This is a genomic window from Methylobacterium sp. WL64, assembly GCF_008039945.1.
In the GTDB taxonomy this organism is placed as follows: Bacteria; Pseudomonadota; Alphaproteobacteria; order Rhizobiales; family Beijerinckiaceae; genus Methylobacterium.
Genome location: NZ_VRVA01000047.1, coordinates 22259 through 39536, shown reverse-complemented (window position 1 = coordinate 39536; position 17278 = coordinate 22259). Strand labels below are relative to the sequence as shown.

Annotated in this window: 12 protein-coding genes; 7 read left to right on the top strand and 5 right to left on the bottom strand. The window is 69.4% G+C overall.

The genetic code is table 11. From position 1 onward, the window contains the following. From FV242_RS18885 to FV242_RS18875, 3 genes are all read right to left on the bottom strand, one after another. On the bottom strand, positions 1-916 hold a 916-nt coding region (locus FV242_RS18885; protein WP_147939977.1), incomplete at its 3' end, for a cyclic nucleotide-binding domain-containing protein. 417 nt (positions 917-1333) lie between these two features. Continuing rightward, the gene (gene cysE / locus FV242_RS18880) at positions 1334-2179 is read right to left on the bottom strand and encodes a serine O-acetyltransferase (RefSeq protein WP_147939976.1); all 846 of its coding nucleotides are present in this window, start codon (positions 2177-2179) and stop codon (positions 1334-1336) included. A 40-nt stretch (positions 2180-2219) separates the two neighbouring features. Next, positions 2220-2411 (bottom strand): hypothetical protein, encoded by a 192-nt coding sequence (locus FV242_RS18875; protein WP_147857105.1) that lies wholly within the window; start codon positions 2409-2411, stop codon positions 2220-2222. Positions 2412-2730: 319 nt separating this feature from the next. Between FV242_RS18875 and FV242_RS18870 the strand changes: the two genes are divergently transcribed. Both FV242_RS18870 and FV242_RS18865 read left to right on the top strand, forming a co-directional pair. Then, complete coding sequence (locus FV242_RS18870; protein ID WP_147908567.1) at positions 2731-3144, top strand: YeeE/YedE family protein; 414 nt, start codon at positions 2731-2733, stop codon at positions 3142-3144. Continuing rightward, the gene (locus FV242_RS18865; protein ID WP_147939975.1) at positions 3141-3599 is read left to right on the top strand and encodes a YeeE/YedE family protein; all 459 of its coding nucleotides are present in this window, start codon (positions 3141-3143) and stop codon (positions 3597-3599) included. The genes FV242_RS18870 and FV242_RS18865 overlap by 4 nt, the downstream gene beginning before the upstream one ends. A 45-nt stretch (positions 3600-3644) precedes the next feature. Here FV242_RS18865 and FV242_RS18860 read toward each other — a convergent pair whose 3' ends face one another. Continuing rightward, complete coding sequence (locus tag FV242_RS18860; RefSeq protein ID WP_246692771.1) at positions 3645-4712, bottom strand: helix-turn-helix domain-containing protein; 1068 nt, start codon at positions 4710-4712, stop codon at positions 3645-3647. Between the two features lie 393 nt (positions 4713-5105). Here FV242_RS18860 and FV242_RS18855 point away from each other — a divergent pair, with 393 nt between their 5' ends. The 3 genes from FV242_RS18855 to FV242_RS18845 all read left to right on the top strand — a co-directional run bounded on the left by FV242_RS18855 (position 5106) and on the right by FV242_RS18845 (position 12142). After that, entirely contained in the window at positions 5106-9728 is a 4623-nt protein-coding gene (locus FV242_RS18855; protein WP_281407078.1) for a S8 family serine peptidase, read from the top strand. A 390-nt stretch (positions 9729-10118) separates the two neighbouring features. Further along, positions 10119-10469, top strand: coding sequence for a hypothetical protein (locus tag FV242_RS18850; protein WP_147939973.1), 351 nt, complete (start codon positions 10119-10121; stop codon positions 10467-10469). Between the two features lie 287 nt (positions 10470-10756). Continuing rightward, entirely contained in the window at positions 10757-12142 is a 1386-nt protein-coding gene (locus FV242_RS18845; protein WP_147939972.1) for an FAD/NAD(P)-binding protein, read from the top strand. Positions 12143-12185: 43 nt separating this feature from the next. Here FV242_RS18845 and FV242_RS18840 read toward each other — a convergent pair whose 3' ends face one another. Next, positions 12186-12593 carry a helix-turn-helix domain-containing protein gene (locus tag FV242_RS18840; RefSeq protein ID WP_246692770.1) on the bottom strand — a complete coding sequence of 136 codons (408 nt, stop codon included), beginning with the start codon at positions 12591-12593 and terminating at the stop codon, positions 12186-12188. Positions 12594-13340: 747 nt separating this feature from the next. Here FV242_RS18840 and FV242_RS18835 point away from each other — a divergent pair. Both FV242_RS18835 and FV242_RS18830 read left to right on the top strand, forming a co-directional pair. Next, positions 13341-15689 carry a TonB-dependent siderophore receptor gene (locus tag FV242_RS18835; protein ID WP_147908574.1) on the top strand — a complete coding sequence of 783 codons (2349 nt, stop codon included), beginning with the start codon at positions 13341-13343 and terminating at the stop codon, positions 15687-15689. Positions 15690-15699: 10 nt separating this feature from the next. Beyond that, positions 15700-17274: a PepSY domain-containing protein gene (locus tag FV242_RS18830; RefSeq protein ID WP_147939970.1), complete on the top strand. Its 1575-nt coding sequence runs from the start codon at positions 15700-15702 to the stop codon at positions 17272-17274. The last annotated feature ends 4 nt before the right edge of the window (positions 17275-17278 follow it).

Genomic DNA, 17278 nt, shown 5'->3' with positions numbered 1-17278 from the left:
GGGTGGGGATGCGCTGACGCGGGCCGACCTCGTTCAGGAGGCCGAACTGCGAGTTGTTGAGCAACTCCCACTCCTCGCGCTCCTTCACCGCGTCGACGGTGAGGCGGATCTGCTCGCGGAGTTGATCGATCTCGTTCGAGTAGAGGTCGGTGACGCGGGTATGGGTGTTGAGGATCGTCTGGATCGTCGACAGGTGATACTCGCGCGGATGCGATTCATAGTCGACGAAGGTGGTCGGCAGCCGCGGCTCGCCGGTCTGGACCGCCAGCAGCTCGATCCCCTGCTCGCCGTGCGAGCTGGTGTGGCCCTTCAGCCGCTCCTGCTCCTCCCGGTATTGCGCAATCTTAGCGCGGATCTCGTCGCTCTCGAGGGCGTCCGGATCCAGGGTCAGCAGGGTGACCGCCGAGAGCGCCTTGACGGCCGGTGCGGGCGCGCCGGCGCCGAGGAGGTCGCCGTCACCGAAATAATCGCCCCGGGTCGCCAGACCCTGGCGCAGGCGGCCCTTGTAGGGGCCCGAGAAGGTCAGCTCGACCGTGCCGTCCGCCACCACGGTCAGGGTGCGGGTGCCGGCGCCCTCCTCGTGGATGATCTTGCCGGCCTTGTGCTTGCTCTCGGTGAAGCGCTCGGCGATCTTCGCCAGCTCGGCATCACCCAGGCGGCTGAACAGCGGCACCGCCCGCAGCGAGGCGGAGCGGATCGTCCGGTCCTTGTTCTCGGTGACGAGGTCGACGCGGCCGGGCTGGGCCAGCACGACGGCGCGCCGGTTGACGCGGTAGACGCCGCCCGCGACATCCACGAAGGGCAGGAGCCGGAGGAGCCAGCGCGGCGTGTTGGCCGCGTTCTGGACCGACGTGACGGTGGCTGTCGCAAGATTGCGTGCCGCCGTGGCGCTCACGCTCAGACCCGGTCCACTCATCGTTCGTCCTCTTTCGTCTCGATTGCAGGCGCGCCGCATCGACCCACGGCTTGGCGAGCTCCCGCGCAGGACGTGCAGGTCGGGCACAATGTTTTGTTGATTCCGACAAGATCGGATGACCGTGTCGCCTTTGAGAAGATCTCATTTTAGCGCATCCGCACAGTCAGCAGCCTGCGCGACACTTGCCCGTTGCTTCAGCGAGCCAGCAAATCCAAGGTAAGCTTGGATTCCACACGCGGTCAACGAAACGATTTTTCTTATTTACCGACGCTTCGTGGAATGAATCGCCCGGTAGCGCTACGATTGTAGAATGACGGGCGCGCAAATTCTCAAGATTATGGAATTATATTCTCATCGCAACGCCAATCTTTCAGGATTGGCGATTCTCGTCTGAGAGAAAAATTTTTCTGGCCGGGATCAGATCCCGTCCCCGAAGCCGAAGGACTGATCCATGCTCAGCGCCGGCTGTTCGGCGCCCGCGGCAAGGCGTGACACCACCCGGGCCGGGACGCCCGCCACGGTGGTGTGTGGCGGCACGTCGTGCAGCACCACCGCGGCGGCCGCGACCTTGGCTCCCTCGCCGATGCGGATGTTGCCGAGCACCTTGGCCCCGACGCTCAGCAGCACCCCGCGCTCGACCTTCGGGTGCCGGTCGCCGCTCTCCTTGCCGTTGCCGCCCAGCGTGACCGACTGGAGGATCGATACGTCGTCGGCCACCACCGCGGTCTCGCCGATCACGACCCCGGTGGCGTGGTCGATGAATACGCCCGAGCCGATCCGGGCGGCCGGGTGGATATCGCAGCCGAACACCTCCGAGATGCGGCTCTGGACATGCAGGCCGAGCGTCGCGCGGCCCTGGTGCCAGAGCCAGTGGGCGACCCGGTAGGCTTCGAGCGCCGCCAGGCCCTTGTAGAACAGGAACGGGTCGAGGTAGCGCCGGCAGGTCGGATCCCGCTCGCGGATGGCGATCAGGTCGCGCGCGGCGTTGGCCCCGGCATGGGGGTCGGCCTCGAAGGCGGACAGGCAGAGGTCGCGCATCGACAGGCGCGCGAGGTCGCCGTCGCCCAGGCGGTGGGCGAGCCGGTAGGCCAAGGCCTGGGCGAGGCTGCGCTGATCCAGGATCGTCGCCTGGACGATCCCGGCATAGAGCGGTTCCTCGACGAGCACGGCCTCCGCCTCGGTGCGCAGTTCCGCCCATAGCTCGCCCTCGAGGCTGCTGCGGCTGGTGGCCCGCAGCGGCGGGATCGCGGTCGAGGCCGTCACGTCCGGCGGATCCTGCAGGGGTTCTGGATGACGGGCGCCATCAATGCACCAGCTGGAACAGGTCGGCGAGGTAGTGCTCCAGCGTCTCGTGCCCTTCGAACTTCACGTCGACCGTGGCCGAATGGCCGTGCTGCCGGTGTATGCCGACGATCCGCCCCCGCGCATGGCGCCAGATCCCCAGGATCTCCGCGAGGTCGAGCCGTTGGAAAACCACTTGATCACCGTGCGCCATCGTCGCTGAACCTTTCGCGCTGTCGTCGCTGCGGGAGCCGATCGTGCCGGCCCGATTCGAAGTCCGAAGCAGGTCCGGCGAGGTCCCGGCTCGTTCCAGGAAAGCTCTTCCGCCTGCCCGGCCGTTGAGGAGAAGGTTTCGTTCGCGGATTGCTCCTGAAAGAGCACGATCTTCATTAAGTGCCTGAAAGTAATCGATAATTGCCGGCTCAAGAGCGTTTGGCAAGGCTTGTTCCGCGCCGTCCCGGGCGCTACCCCGATGGTCGGGGGCTGCCGGGGCGGCCTTCGAGTCGCGACACGAGACCCGAAGCGAGACCTGCATGAGCACCTATCTCCCGCCGCTCGCGGGCGGCCTGCTGATCGGCCTCTCCGCCGCGATGCTCCTGCTGCTGAACGGCCGGATCGCCGGGATCAGCGGCCTGGTCGCAGGCCTCGGCCGGCCCGGGCGCGCGCGCTGGCTCGCCGACGCCGCCTTCCTGCTCGGGCTGGTCCTCGGGCCGCCGGCCTTCGCGTTGCTGGCCGGGCGCTGGCCCGAGATGCGGATCGCAGCAAACCTGCCGGTCCTGGCCCTGGCCGGCCTGCTGGTCGGCTTCGGGACCCGGCTCGGTTCCGGTTGCACATCCGGGCACGGGGTGTGCGGCCTCGCCCGTCTGTCGCCGCGCTCGCTCGCGGCGGTGCTGGTCTTCCTCGCAACCGGCATGCTGACGGTGGCCGCAACCCGGGTGCTGGCGTGAGCGCGGCCCTGCGCAGCCTCGCGGCCCTGGCCGCCGGCCTCACCTTCGGGCTCGGCCTGGCGCTCTCCGGCATGCTCGATCCGGCCCGCGTGCGCGGCTTCCTCGACGTCGCGGGCGAATGGGATCCCAGCCTTGTCTTCGTACTTGGGGGTGCCGTCACGGTGTCGGGGCTCGGCTATGGCGTGAGCCGGCGCCTTCCTGGCCCGGTGCTGGATACCCGTTTCGACCTGCCGGGCCGGCGCAGGATCGATGCGCCCCTGCTCCTCGGCGCCGCCCTGTTCGGGATCGGCTGGGGACTCTCGGGCTTCTGTCCCGGCCCGGCGGTGGCGGCCCTGTCCACGGGAGCGGTGCCGGTCCTGGTGTTCGTCGCCGCGATGCTCATCGGCATGGCGCTCCACGGCCTGTTGCCGATTGCACCCGCCAAAAACGCGCCCTCTGTGAGACCCTCGGCCTGACCGGCCGATGATCGGACCGGGCGTTCCGCGCGCGGGCCGGCCCCTTCAGAGGCTCTCGATCCAGGTCTGCAGGACCGACAGGGGTTCGGGTCCCCGGCCGGGGCCCGGGCGCTGCGCGGCGTCGCTCGGGATGAAGCCGAACCGGCGCTTGAAGGCGCGCCGGAAGGTGCGCTCGTCCGAGAAGCCGACCGCGAAGGCGACCCGCGAGACCCGCGCCGGCTGCGCCTCGTCCCGGACCAGCATCCGCATCGCGTGCATCAGGCGACGGTCGCGGATGTAGCTGACGATGCCGTTCGGCGCGAACACGCGGTACAGGGTCGAGCGCGACAGGCCGAGCCGCGCGGCGATCAGCGCCGGCGAGAGCTTCGGGTTGCCGAGCTCGGCCTCGATGAACCGGCGGACCCGGATCCGCACGTCCTGGTGCGGGACAGGGTTCCCCGCGTCCCGGCCGCGCAGCCAGGTCGCGCAGAGCTGGGTGATCGCCGCGGCCGCCGCCAGGGCCTCGCGCTGGTCCAGACGGTCGCCGCAGGCCACGACGTTGGCGACGAAACTGTGGACCAGGCGCCCGAACGGGTCACCGTCGTGGTCCAGGGGCCGGCCGTGCAGGGCGTCGGGGTGGCAGCCCTGCTTCTCGAGCAAGACGCGCGGGATCACGACGTTCGTGGCGTCGACGGCGCCCGCGACGATGCGCGCGGGCTGGGCCAGATCGAACACGATGCACTGGACCTCGCCGACCGGCTCAGCGTCGTGGTCCGTCTCGACGAGGCTTTGGCCACGCCGGTAGAACTGCAGCAGGATGTGGTCGAGCCCCTGCTGGCGGATCATCTCCGGCGACCGTTCGAGGATGTGCGCGGGCGCGATCACGTCGCCGACCAGCAGCTCGCCGAGGTGATAGCTGCGCATCGCGATCGGGACGGTGAGGTCGGTCTCGGGTCCGAAGCTGACCGCGAAGACCGGCGCCAGATGCGCCTGCCAGGCCCGGCCCAGCGCGGCCGGATCCTCGGGCGGGGCGAAGCGGAGGGCCGGAGCTGCGGGCGATTCGCTTGCGCGGGATGTCCGTTCGCCGCCATCGGATTCCGCGGCGATGGCCGAGCCCTGGCGTCGGCTGGTCACGTCTCCGATGATCGCAACGGTCCGATGTTTTATAATATCAGAACCGCGATGTTTCCTATTTTCTCGCATTTACGTCAATATTCCGACGCCGTATCTGATAAAAGATGGATTAAATCACTGCTGATTGTCGATTATCGCCATAATTTCTCGCCGGGACCATTCCAGCAAGCTCTCGCGCCGGTCGATCCCGATCGGGTTCGCGCATCACATGGTCCCGTTGGATGCAACATATCTCAAAAAGGGTGAAGGAAGTGCCAAATCGCTCCTGCGCAGCATTCTGTGGCCGAGATGTCATAGCCTGTGAAATAGGCATCCGCTTAAGGGCGATGGCTAGACTCTTCCGAGACGGACCAGATGCTTTTCATCTCAGACCAGCATGGCCCGATAGGGCCTGTGGGCGAACGTAGCGACCCTGCCCCGGGATCGTACCGGGCCGGCCGTCGGCGCGGCCCGGCGCGGCGCGGCCTGATGCTGGGCTGCTCCCTCGTCGCGCTGATGGCGGCCCTGGGGCCGGCGACGGCCCAGAACCTCGCGCGACGCCCGCCCTCGGACCTGGGCCTGACGGCTTCGGATTTTGACACGCCCGAGTACCGGGCCGATTGGGGCCTCGCCCAGATCAACGCCGCAACCGCTTACGCCCGTGGCTTCACCGGCCTCGGCGTGCTGGTGGCGGTCTACGACACCGGCATCGACCGGACCCATCCGGAATTCACGGGCCGCATCTCCTCGGCCTCGGAAAACGTCTTCTCGGCGCCCGGCGTAGTGTTCGACCCGACCTTCGTCCAGGATGTGCAGGGCCACGGCACGCATGTGTCCGGCACGATCGGGGCGGCCCGAGACGGCGTCGGGTCCATGGGCGTCGCCTACGACAGCACGATCCTGACCCTCTACACTCTGCCGCCGGCCAGCGCCTGGAAGACCATACCGGATCTCCGGGTCGATGGTCCCGCGGCCATGGACCATGCGACCCAGCAGGGCGCGCGGGTCTTGAACGGCAGCTATGGGCCGGCGCTGCCGCAACTCTACATCAAGGACAACCAGGGGAACGTGATTCCCAATCCGGACTATGTCGAGCTGGAATTCCAGCAGTATATATTCAGTCAGACGAAACGAGAATACGACGCGATCAAGCGGGCGGCCGACAGCGGCATGCTGCTCGTCTTCGCGGCCGGCAACGACCGCATCAGTCAGCCCGTCATCTCCTTGAACCCGAGCGGGGCGGCGCTCTACCCGTATATCCGGCCCGGCAACGCCGACAGCGAGATCTACCAGTTCTACGACGATGCGGGTCGCCCGATGGACCAGAGCCGGATCGACTTCTCCGGGGTCGCCGGATCGATCGTGTCCGTCGTGGCCACCGACCGCAACAACAAGATCGCTTCGTTCAGCAACTGGTGCGGCGTCACCGCCTCCTGGTGCATCGCGGCGCCGGGGGTCGGCATCTACTCGACCTGGCCCGAGAATCTGGACAAAAGCTACAACACGATCAGCGGCACCTCGATGGCAACCCCGCACGTCGCCGGGGCGGCCGCGGTGCTGCGCCAGGCCTTTCCGTTCCTGACGGCGCCGCAGATCGCCCAGACGATGTTCACCACCGCCACCCATCTCGGCAACGGTCCCGCCGACGTACCGAACGCCGTGTTCGGCTGGGGCCTGCTTAATCTCGGCAAGGCGATCGATGGGCCGGGCCAGTTCACCGCGACCTGGACGGTGGACACCCAGGGCTATTACGGCCGCTTCGCCAACGACATTTCCGGCGTCGGCGGCCTGATCAAGACCGGGGCCGGCATCCTCGATCTCACCGGCACCAACAGCTACGCCGGCGGCACTGCGATCAACGGCGGTGTGCTCGGCGTCCTGGCCGACCGCAACCTCGGTGCGGCGACTGGCGGGCTCGCGTTCGGCGGCGGCACGCTCGAAGTCCTGGCCGACGGCTTCGCCACCGCCCGGCCGGTGACGCTCAACAGCACCGGCACGCTGCAGATCGATACCGGGACCTCGAGCTTTGCGGGGGTGATGACCGACGGAACGGGGCCAGGCTCCCTGGTCAAGACCGGCCCCGGCACGGCCAGCCTGTCGGCGGCCAACACCTATACCGGCAGCACCTTCGTGGCTGCGGGCACCCTGGCGCTGACGGCGACCGGCAGCCTCGTCGCGCCGATCACCGTCGGCACGGCCGGCAACTTCCTGAACGCCGGCACCGCCTCGGGCGGCCTGGCCAACGCCGGCTACACCGCCAACACCGGCACCCTCGCGGGCGGCGTGATCAATGCGGGTATCCTGGCCACCAGCGGCACGCTCTCGGGGGGCCTCGCCAATGCCGGATACACGTCAAACAGCGGCACCATCTCGGGCGGCGTGATCAATACCGGCCTCCTCGCCAGCAGCGGAGCGATCTCCGGCGGCCTGGCCAATGCCGGGTACGCCCTCAACAGCGGCACCATCGCCGGCGGCGTGAGCAACGCCGGGACGCTGGCCTCCAGCGGCAGCCTCTCCGGCGGACTGTCCAATACCGGCTACACCGCCAACACCGGTACCATCGCGGGCGGCGTGAGCAACGCCGGAACCCTCATCACCAGCGGCAGTCTCTCGGGCGGCCTGGCGAATGCCGGATACACGGCCAACACCGGCACGATCGGCGGCGGCGTCGCCAATGCCGGGATTCTCACGACCAGCGGCACCGTCTCAGGCGGCGTGACCAACACCGGCACGCTGGTCGCCAGCGCCGGGCGGGTCGACGGCGCGATCCGGAACGCCGCCGGCACCTTCGCGGTCACCGGTACGGTCGCCAGCGACGGCACCTTCACCAACGCCGCGGGCGCCACCCTGTCGGTGGCGGGTGGCGGCGCCTACGGGCTGGCCGGTGCGCTTGGCAATGCCGGCACGGTCGCGGTCGCCTCCGGGGCGAGCCTCTCGGCCGCCGAGATCGGCAATGACGGCCTGCTCGTCAGCGACGGCGCCCTCAGCGGCCCCGTGTCGAACACCGGCACCGCCCGCCTGTCCGGACAGATCAACGGCGCCCTGACCAACACCGGCAGCCTGGTCTTCACCGGCCCGATCACCGGGATCACCGCGCTCGCCACCACCGGCCCGCTCGACCTCGGCGGCGGCGCCTACACCGTGGCCGCCCTGTCCGGATCGGCCACGGCCGTCCTGGGCAACGGCCGGCTCACGGTCGGCGGCCCCGCCTCGTCCACGTATGCCGGCACCATCCTGGATGGCACCAGCCCGACCAGCCTGACCAAGGTCGGCACCGGCACGCTCAACCTCACCGGCACAGGTCGCTTCTCCGGACCGACCACGGTGCAGGCGGGCACGCTGTCGCTCAACGGCTTTTGGACCTCGCCGATCACGGTGGCGGCGGCCGGGACCCTGCGCGGCACCGGCACGGTCGCCGCCCCGGTGGCGGTGGCCGGCGCATTGCGGCCGGGCAACTCGCCCGGCACCCTGACGGTGGCCGGCCCGGTGAGCTTCGCCCCCGGCAGCGTGTTCGGGATCGACATCGACGGCCTCGGCACCGGCGCCGGCACAGGCAACTATTCCCGCCTGCTGGCGGTCGGCCCGAGCGGGGCGGTCGCGGCCAACGGAACCCTCGTGCCGAGCTTGCGCGGGATCACCGGCAATGCCGGCAACGCCTTCACGCCGGCGCTGGGCCAGCGCTTCTCGGTGCTGGTGGCGCAGGCGGGCCTCGGCGGGTCGTTCAGCGGGCTCGCCCAGCCGGCGGCCGGCTTGGCCGCGGCCACGCGCTTCGATGCGCTCTATGGCGCAACCGGCCTCGACCTGGTGGTCACGCCCACCGCCTACGGCAACCTCGCGCCCCTGGGCCTGGCCCAGACCGGCAATGCCCGGGCGGTCGGTGCGGCCCTCGACCTGGCCCGGCCGGACGCCGGCACCCGGCCCGACGCGGCGCGCGCGCGGTTCTTCGATCCGCTCTACGCGACGGCGCCGGGCTCCCTGGCGGGCGGGCTTGCCAGCCTGTCGGGCCAGAGCTACGGCGACGCCGTGATGGCCGACCTCACGGCGCGCCGGCTGATCACCGCCACGATCGACCGGCACATGAGCCTCGGCGGTGGCGGCGGCGCCAGCTTCAGCGCCGGCGGTGCCGGGCTCGGGCCCAACCGCACCGCGATCGACCTGCGCGGTGGGGCGGGCGCCCCCGACCAGCCGCTGGCCTCCGGCGAGGGCCGGATCTGGGCGGACGCCCTCTACGGCTTCGGCAGCCGCGGCGGCGACCACGCCGCCGGCGGGGCCACCCTCGATGCCGGCGGCCTGCTGCTGGGCGTCGACCGCCAAATCGGGCGCGACACCCTGGTGGGCGGCGCGTTCAGCTACCTGCGCGAGACCGGGGCTTCCCGAAGCGGCGGGGCCGGGTTCGCGCCCGGCTCGTTCAGCGCCGACGGCTACGGCGGCACGGTGTACGGCACCACCCGTCTCGGCGCCGTCGTCCTGCGCGGCACGGCCGGGGGCGCCTACGCCGACGGCCGGGTCGACCGGACGGTGACGCTCGGCTCGAACCTGACCCGGGCGCACGGCGCACCCGCGGGCGGCGACGTGAGCCTGTCCGGGTTCGCCGGCTACGCGATCGGCACCGGGTTGCCGGTCGAGGTCGTGCCCGAGTTGGGCTTCAGCTACGACCGGCTGAGCCGCGGCCGGGTCGCCGAGCACGGCGGTCTGGCCGAGCAGGCCTTCACCACGGCGACGCTGGACGGTGCCCGGATCCTGGCGGGCGGCCGGATCGCCGGCGTGGCGGTGGATGCAGGCGCGGGGCTGCGCCTCGATGCCCGGGCGTACTGGGCGCACGAGCTGGCCGACACCGCGGCGATGGTGCGCTCGAGCCTGTTCGGGGTGCCGTTCTCGACCCGAACCTCTGCGCTGTCCCGGGACGGGGCGGTGCTCGGCGTGAGCCTGTCCTGCCCGGTTGCGCAGGGCATGTCTTTGTCGGTGAGCTACACCGGCGAGGTCCGCCCCAACGCCACCGCCCAGGTCTTCTCCGCAGGGTTGCAGGCGGCCTGGTAGTGCAAACGTTCACCGCTGTCCCTGCCCGGTAGCCGCGGTCACGATCTGTCGCCTGATCTATTGGGTCGGCACGCATAGCGGAAAGCCACACGGGACCCCTCGGCGCTCGCGCGCGGAGGGGAGTTGGGTTCGGTCCATTGAAGGGATCATGCGCCGATCCGCCGGCTCGCTGGTACAGGTGTGCGGGTTCGCGGATGGGACGGGCCAGCCGTCCGAGGCCGGTGTCAGGCACTGCGGACGGCCGCTTCGCTTCCGACGATGAGGGTCGGGCCGTTGCTGGGGTTAACCGCCTTTCCATCTGCCACGTGTGCTTCGGTTGTAAGTACAACTCCTGATTGTAAATGAGTCTCCCATCGGCGACGCTCGGTGTCGAACGCTCGGGAGAGAACCGTGATGGAGACGACCGCCAACGAGAGCCTGGCACACCAGGGCACTGAGCGGCTCAGGGAGGCGATCACCGCGGCTGCGGCCATCGGCTTCCTGGCTGGCGGCGGAATCCGGGTGATCGCTGACCTCGGCACCGTGCAGACCCTGCTGACGGCCGTACTCTACCTTCCACTCGGGGCCATGGCCGCGGCAGTTCTGGCCGGTGTTGCGATGAACCTGATCGCGCTTCCCGTCCTGGGCACGGTCCTGACGCAGCGTCGATTACCTGCACTCGCCTACCAGGCAGCCGGAGCGTTATCAGGCGTTGCGGCCTTCGCGGGGGCTTTCGTCCAGTTCGCACCCGGGGTCGCATGAGCGACCGGAGCCGATCCGCATACCCGATCGGTGACGGGGGAGGGCTTGCCGATGTTTCACGGGAAACATCGAACTGAGCGCGGCGAACCGATGAAAAAGAAGCCCCGGCCCGGCGAACAGGGCGGCAGGTTCGCCCAGCGCAACAGCACGGCATATCCCGGCGATATCGGACCACGTCGCCGCGACCGTTATCGGTTCGGGCCGGACTCGTAAGCGATCAAGCTGGGGTTGCACACACGGGGCCTGCCTGATCGAAGGTGCCCGGAACTTCTCCGGGACATGCCGTGATGACGCGACCGACATCAAGCCCGCTCCGCATCGCGATCGTCGGCGGCGGTTTCACCGGCGCGGTGCTCGCCATCCATGCCGTGCGAGCCTCATCGGTCCAGCTCGACCTCGTCATTCTGGAGCCCCGGGCCGAGCTCGGGCGTGGGGTCGCCTACAGCACCCGCGACCGTAGCCACCGCATCAACGTGCCGAGCGACCGCCTCGACATCGCAGCCGAAACGCCTGGTGCCGTCACCGCGTGGCTGCACGCCAACGACTTCCTGCCCGACGCCGCAAGTCAGGATGAGGCCGGCGGCGCCTACGTGCCGCGCGCCGCGTACGGTGCCTACATCGCGGATGTCCTGGCCGAGACGCTGGCGGCGGCCGCCGAGCGCGTCCACCTGCGCCACCTGCGCACCAAGGCCGCCTCGGTGGCGGCGGCGGAGGATGCTTGGCGCGTCGTCACCGAATCCGGCGAGACGATCATGGCCGACCGCGTCGCGCTGTGCTTCGGCCACGCGGTACCCGCCCTGCCCTGCCGGCTTGGGCCGGGTGTCGCGGAATCCGCGGGCTTCGTGGCCGATCCCTGGAGGGCCGACGCGCTCGCGGGGATCGGCGCGGACGCCTCCGTACTGGTTGTCGGCACGGGGCTGACCATGGCCGACGTGGTGACGAGCCTCGGCGCTGCGGGTCATCGCGGGCCGATCACCGCGGTGTCGCGACGGGGCCTCCTGCCGAAGGCCCACGGGTTGTTCCGGATGGATCTCGACGTAGTCGGCGCCTCGCCGCCAACCACCGCGTTAGGCCTCCTGCAGCTGGTCCGCCGGCAGATTGCGGAAGCCGATCCGGCCTTGGGCTGGCACCCGGTGGTCGATTCCCTGCGCACCGCGCTGCCCGATCTCTGGGGCGGGCTGCCGGCCGCCGAGAAGCGGCGCGTCGTCCGCCGCCTGCTGCCGTTCTGGGAGGTCCACCGGTTCCGCATCGCCCCACAGATCGCAGTGACGTTGGAACGGGCGCGGGCCGAGGGGCGCCTCGTCGTGGAGCAAGCCGCCCTCGCCGGACTCGATCGTGACGCGGACGGGCGTCTGGAAGCCACGCTGCGCCCGCGACACGGCCCGATCACGCGACGGCAGTTTGACGCGGTGGTGCTGTGCACCGGCCCGGAACGTGAGGTCGCGCGCAATCCGCTGGTCGCCGCGTTGCTGGTCGATGGGACGGCCTGCCTCGATACGGTCGGTCTCGGCTTGGCCGTCGACCGCCGAAGCCGCGTACTCGGGCCGGCGGGCCGCCCGCAGCCGGGCCTTTACGCGTTCGGACCGATGACCCGCGGCAGCTTCGGTGAGATGACCGGCGCACCCGACATTGCCCAGCACATCGAGCGCGAGGTGGCCGGCCTGCTCGGGTGAGGAGCGTGACGGCGCGGCATCGACGGCCAGGGTGGTTGTGGGATCAGTTCCCGGTGCCGCCGGCCTGCCGCAGGGCGGCGGCGGCTTTCACGATCGACAGGACGCCGCTGCGCGTGGTCTGATCCGGGATCGAACGGAATGCTGCCACGAGATCCATGATTTCGGGGTCGTCGAACAGGGCCTGGATAGATTCGGTGCCAGCCTCAGCGGGCACCTTGTCGGCGAAGAAGGTCTCCACCGGGACCTTGAGCAGGTCGGCAATCATCTGCAGGCGGCTCGCACCCACGCGATTGCGGCCCTTCTCGTATTTCTGGACCTGCTGGAAGCTGACCCCGATGGCATGACCGAGAGTCGTCTGGCTGAGGCCTTGAGCGGCTCGGAGCGCCGCGATGCGGCTACCGATCGCGCGGTCGGCTTCGGTCGCCAGCTTCGGCTTGGTCACGACGCTCATCATGGTCTCACGGTCTCTCAAGGCGTGCAGCCGAGGTCGGCCACGTTCCACAGGCTGCCTAACTGAATAGCGCACGATTGAGTTTCGCACTACCATGCAACCCTCGCTTGTGCGAGATGCATATCTTGGCTGTATCCGATGCCCTGTGTCACCGTGTCATCGGGTCGTCGGGCTGCGATGGGCCACACCCACGATCCGATGCGTACTTTGCCACGCCGGCATCCGATCGAACACGCGTGAGGCGTATTCAGCGGAACTCCCACGCTCCTCCCTCCGGCCCGTCGTTCCGCGGCCCCGTCACGGGTTGCCACAGGAGATCCCCAGGGTGGCTGGGACTGCGGCGACCCTGCCATCCGGAACAGAAACCTCTGCGGACAGGCTCTTAGCCGGATTACGTTTCCAGATTGCTGCCACCCGTTCGCATACGCCGCGCGCCGCTTTGTGACGACACGATCGAGGCATCGGCGTCGGCACTGCGCCCGATGCCACGCGGCCAGCGCGTCTCGATGCACCTGAATACCCACAGCTCAGCGGGAGGCGCATTGCCGGCCTCGACATCATCATTACCCAAGGGAGAGGCCTCCCGTAAGCCGCTCAACTTGGAATGAGTCCAGGTTATCTTAGAATCCTTCCATAATATTCCGGTTGCTTTGACCAATAAGGAGATGCCAACACGATCACGGCGGCGTGAAGTCGCGGTTTTTGAGAGAGTACGGTCGGATCCGTGCTTGTATTAGAGGCATCAAGATGAACCGGTCCCGGGCTGCATCGACCTGGAACGTGATTGAACGGTCCGTGGCCGGATCCCTGTATCTCGCGTTGCTCTCAACGACTTGCGCCGTGGTCGCGCCGGGTGCCGCCGGGGCGCAGACCGCGCCGACCACCGACATCGAGCTATCCGAACTGAGCGTGACCGGCGTGGCCCCCAGCCGGACCCTCAACGGTGACCTGTACGGTGCCGGCGGCGCGACCGGCCCGGTTCCAGGCTACGTCGCCAGCCGGAGCACGGTCGGCACGAAGACCGACACGCCGATCCTGGAGACGGCGCAATCGGTCTCGGTCGTCGGCCGACAGCAGATCCAGGACCAGAACGCGCTGACCGTCACCCAGGCGCTGCGCTACACCCCGGGGGTCTTCGCCGAATCGCGCGGGGGTGCCGGCTCGACCCGCCTGGAGCTGTTCAACATCCGTGGCTTCGCCGCCCCGGTCTTCCTCGATCAGATGGCGATCATCGGCGGACGCGACGCCAACACGTCGATCGACGTCTACCGTCTGGAGCGGATCGACATCATCAAGGGGCCGGCCTCGGTGCTGTACGGGCAGTCCGGCCCGGGCGGCATCGTCAACCTGGTCTCGAAGGTGCCGCAGTTCGTCCGCCACGGCGAGGTCTTCATCCAGGGCGGCGGGTTCAACGAGGTCCGGAGCGGCTTCGACGTCGGCGGCCCGATCGCGTCCGACATCCCGGGCCTGGCCGACCAGTTCGCCTACCGGGTGGTCGGGCTCGGCTGGAACGGCGACGGGCCGGCCGTGACCACCAAGGTCGAGCGGGCCTTCATCACGCCGAGCATCACTTGGCGCCCGTCCACCGACACGTCGCTCACCCTGATCGGCAATTACCAGCGCGATCCGTTCTCGGGGTTCTACGGCGGCTTCCCGGCGGTGGGCACCGTGTTCGCACGCAATTTCGGCAGCGGCCTGTTCGGCCGGCTACCGGTGAATTTCTACGACGGCGATCGCAACATCGAGCGCTCCGACCGGACCCAGGCCTCGATCGAGTACCTGTTCGACCAGCGTATCGGCGAGAACCTGCGGTTCCACTCGGCCGGGCGCTACCTGCGCACCCAGGGCGATTACCGCAGCGTCTACGGTGCCTTCAACGACCGGAACGGGCCGACCGCGACGGGGCCGCTCCTGGCGCGGTCGATCATCGGCACCAACGTGGCCGCCGAAGCCTACACGATGGACAACAACTTCATCGCCGAGTTCGATACCGGGTTCATCGCGCACACGGCCCTGCTGGGCGTCGATCACCGGACCTTCAGCACCCGCACCAGCGGCACCCCGTTCCCGAGCGCCCCGGACCTCAACATCCTGGCGCCGAACTATGCCATGAACATCGCCTTCCCGGCCTTCAACACCACCTCGCGGGTCGATGCGCAGCAGACCGGCGTTTACTTCCAGGACCAGGCGAAGTTCGATCGCCTCGTGCTGACCCTCGGCGGCCGCTACGACGTCGCCCGCCAGACCGGCCCGACCCGCAGCTTCTCCGGAAACACCAGCACCCTGACGCTCCAGGACGCACCGTCCGACGCCCTGACCTATCGTGCGAGCCTGCTGTACCACTTCGACAGCGGCGTGGCGCCGTACGTGTCCTACAGCCAGGCCTTCGAGCCGATCGTGAGCGGGCGCGTGTTCGACAGCGCCTTCGGGTCGGTGGGCCGCGTGCCCGACCCGATCCGCAGCGACCAGTACGAGGCCGGCATCAAGTACCAGCCGCTGGGCACCGACATCCTGCTCACCGCCGCATTCTTCGACATCCGCCAGTCGAACCGGACCTCCGCGGATCCCCTGCGCCAGGGCTTCGTGGTCCAGACCGGGGAAGTCGGCGCCCAGGGCTTCGAGTTCGAGGCGCGGGCCAACCTGACCGAAGGCCTGACGCTGATCGGCGGCGTCTCGCTCCTCGACATCCGCAACGTGCGGGATGCCGGCAGCACGGCGAACGACCTCACGCGGCTGTCGGTGCCGCTCCAGGGGCGGCGCCCGGTCCAGGTGCCGGACACGACGGTCTCGCTGCTGGCGAATTACCGCTTTACCGACGGCCCCCTGCTGGGCCTCGCGATCGGCGGCGGCGTGCGCTACCTCGGCCCGTCCTGGGGCGATCCGGCCAACACCTTCCAGGTGCCGGAGAGCGTGGTCGTCGATGCCCTCGCGTCCTACGATATGGGGCACATCGCTCCGAGCCTGGCGGGCCTCACGGCGGAGCTGAACGTCAACAACCTGCTGGACGAGCGCTTCGTCTCGAGTTGTCTGTCCTACTCGGCCTGCTTCTACGGTCTGCCGCGCACGGTCTATGGAACCCTGCGCTACCGCTGGTGAGGGCCGACCGATGCGCAACAGCTTCCGGCAGTCGATGGCGTGGCTGCACGCCTGGTCCGGCCTGATCGTCGGCTGGGTGCTGTTCGCGGTCTTCGTCACCGGAACCGCGAGCTATTACCGGCCCGAGATCTCGCGCTGGATGCGGCCCGAGCTCCGCGCCGATGCCGTGATCGGCCCGGACGCGACGGCCGCAGCGGTGCAGCGCGGCGTCGCCTACCTGCAGGCTGAGGCGGGCGGCGCGCGGGCGTGGTTCATCACGCCACCGCGCCCGGACCTGCCCCTGCTCGAAGTGCTCTGGCGCACCGGGCCGGGGCAGCCGCCGAAGCGGTTGTTCCTCGATCCGGAGACCGGGACGCCGGCCGCCCTGCGCGACACCCGCGGCGGGGATTTCCTCTACCGGTTCCACTTCGAGCTGAACATGGCGCCCCTCTGGGGCCGCTGGGTCGTCGGCATCTGCGCGATGATCATGCTGATGGCGCTGATCTCGGGCATCGTCACCCATCGGCGGATCTTCGCCGACTTCTTCACCTTCCGGCGGGACAAGTCCGCCCAGCGCGGCTGGCTCGACGCCCACAACGTCACGGGCGTGCTCGCCCTGCCGTTCCACCTGATGATCACCTATACGGGGCTCGTCACCCTGTCGTTCATGTACATGCCGTGGGGCATTAACGCGGTCTATCACGGCGACACGCAGCGCTTCTTCGCCGAAGCCGGCCAGATCACCGCGCCGCGCCCGGCCGCGGGCCGGCCCGGTACCCTCGCGCCCGTCGGGCCGATGGTGGCGCGCGCGCTGGAGACGGTCCACGAGCCCCTGGAGCGGATTTCGGTCGTCAACCCGAAGGACGCGAACGCCACCGTGGTGGTCGTGTTCGAGGAGCCGCACGGCCTCTCGCACGAGCATCCGCAGGTCGCCTTCGACGGCACCACCGGCGCCGTCCTGGAGGTCCGGGCGGGCGGGTTGAAGCCGGCGGCCAAGACCTTCACCACCATGGTCGGCCTGCACGAGGCGCATTTCGCCGGCCCGGGCCTCCGCGTCCTGTTCTTCCTGTGCGGGCTCGCCGGCAGCGCCATGGTGGCCACGGGGCTGATGCTGTGGTCGGTGGCACGCCTGCCCAAAATGGCCGGGACCGCCCTGCATCCGGGCCTACGCCTGGTCCAGGGTCTGAACATCGCGACGATCGCCGGGCTGCCGGCCGCGATCGCGGCCTATTTCCTCGCCAACCGGATCCTGCCGGTGGATCTGCCGGACCGGGCGCTCTGGGAGATCCGCGGGTTCTTCGGCGTCTGGGTGCTGATCGGGCTGGTCGGAATGCTGCGGCCGCAGCGCCGGGCCTGGCCCGCGGTGCTGAGCGCGGCCGCCGCCCTGTACGCGGCGGCCGCCGTGGCCGATGGCTGGCGGATGCAGCGGGCCTACGGCGCGGGCGATCCGGTCGATCCGCTGTTCGTCGGGGTCGATCTCGTCCTGCTCGGTCTCGCAGCCCTCCTGTTGTTCGCAGCCGGCAAGGCTGCCCGCTACGACGGCCCCCGGTCGTCGCGCGCGCGCGGCGCGAACCGGCAGGCCTTCAGCGGGACCGCCGCCGAATAGAGGG

Excerpts from the sequence above, each read along its gene's own strand:
- FV242_RS18875 (WP_147857105.1), bottom strand. The coding sequence starts at position 2,411 with ATGGCGCACGGTGATCAAGTGGTTTTCCAACGGCTCGACCTCGCGGAG.
- FV242_RS18830 (WP_147939970.1), top strand. The coding sequence starts at position 15,700 with ATGCGCAACAGCTTCCGGCAGTCGATGGCGTGGCTGCACGCCTGGTCC.
- FV242_RS18835 (WP_147908574.1), top strand. The coding sequence starts at position 13,341 with ATGAACCGGTCCCGGGCTGCATCGACCTGGAACGTGATTGAACGGTCC.
- FV242_RS18845 (WP_147939972.1), top strand. The coding sequence starts at position 10,757 with ATGACGCGACCGACATCAAGCCCGCTCCGCATCGCGATCGTCGGCGGC.
- FV242_RS18870 (WP_147908567.1), top strand. The coding sequence starts at position 2,731 with ATGAGCACCTATCTCCCGCCGCTCGCGGGCGGCCTGCTGATCGGCCTC.
- FV242_RS18840 (WP_246692770.1), bottom strand. The coding sequence starts at position 12,593 with ATGAGCGTCGTGACCAAGCCGAAGCTGGCGACCGAAGCCGACCGCGCG.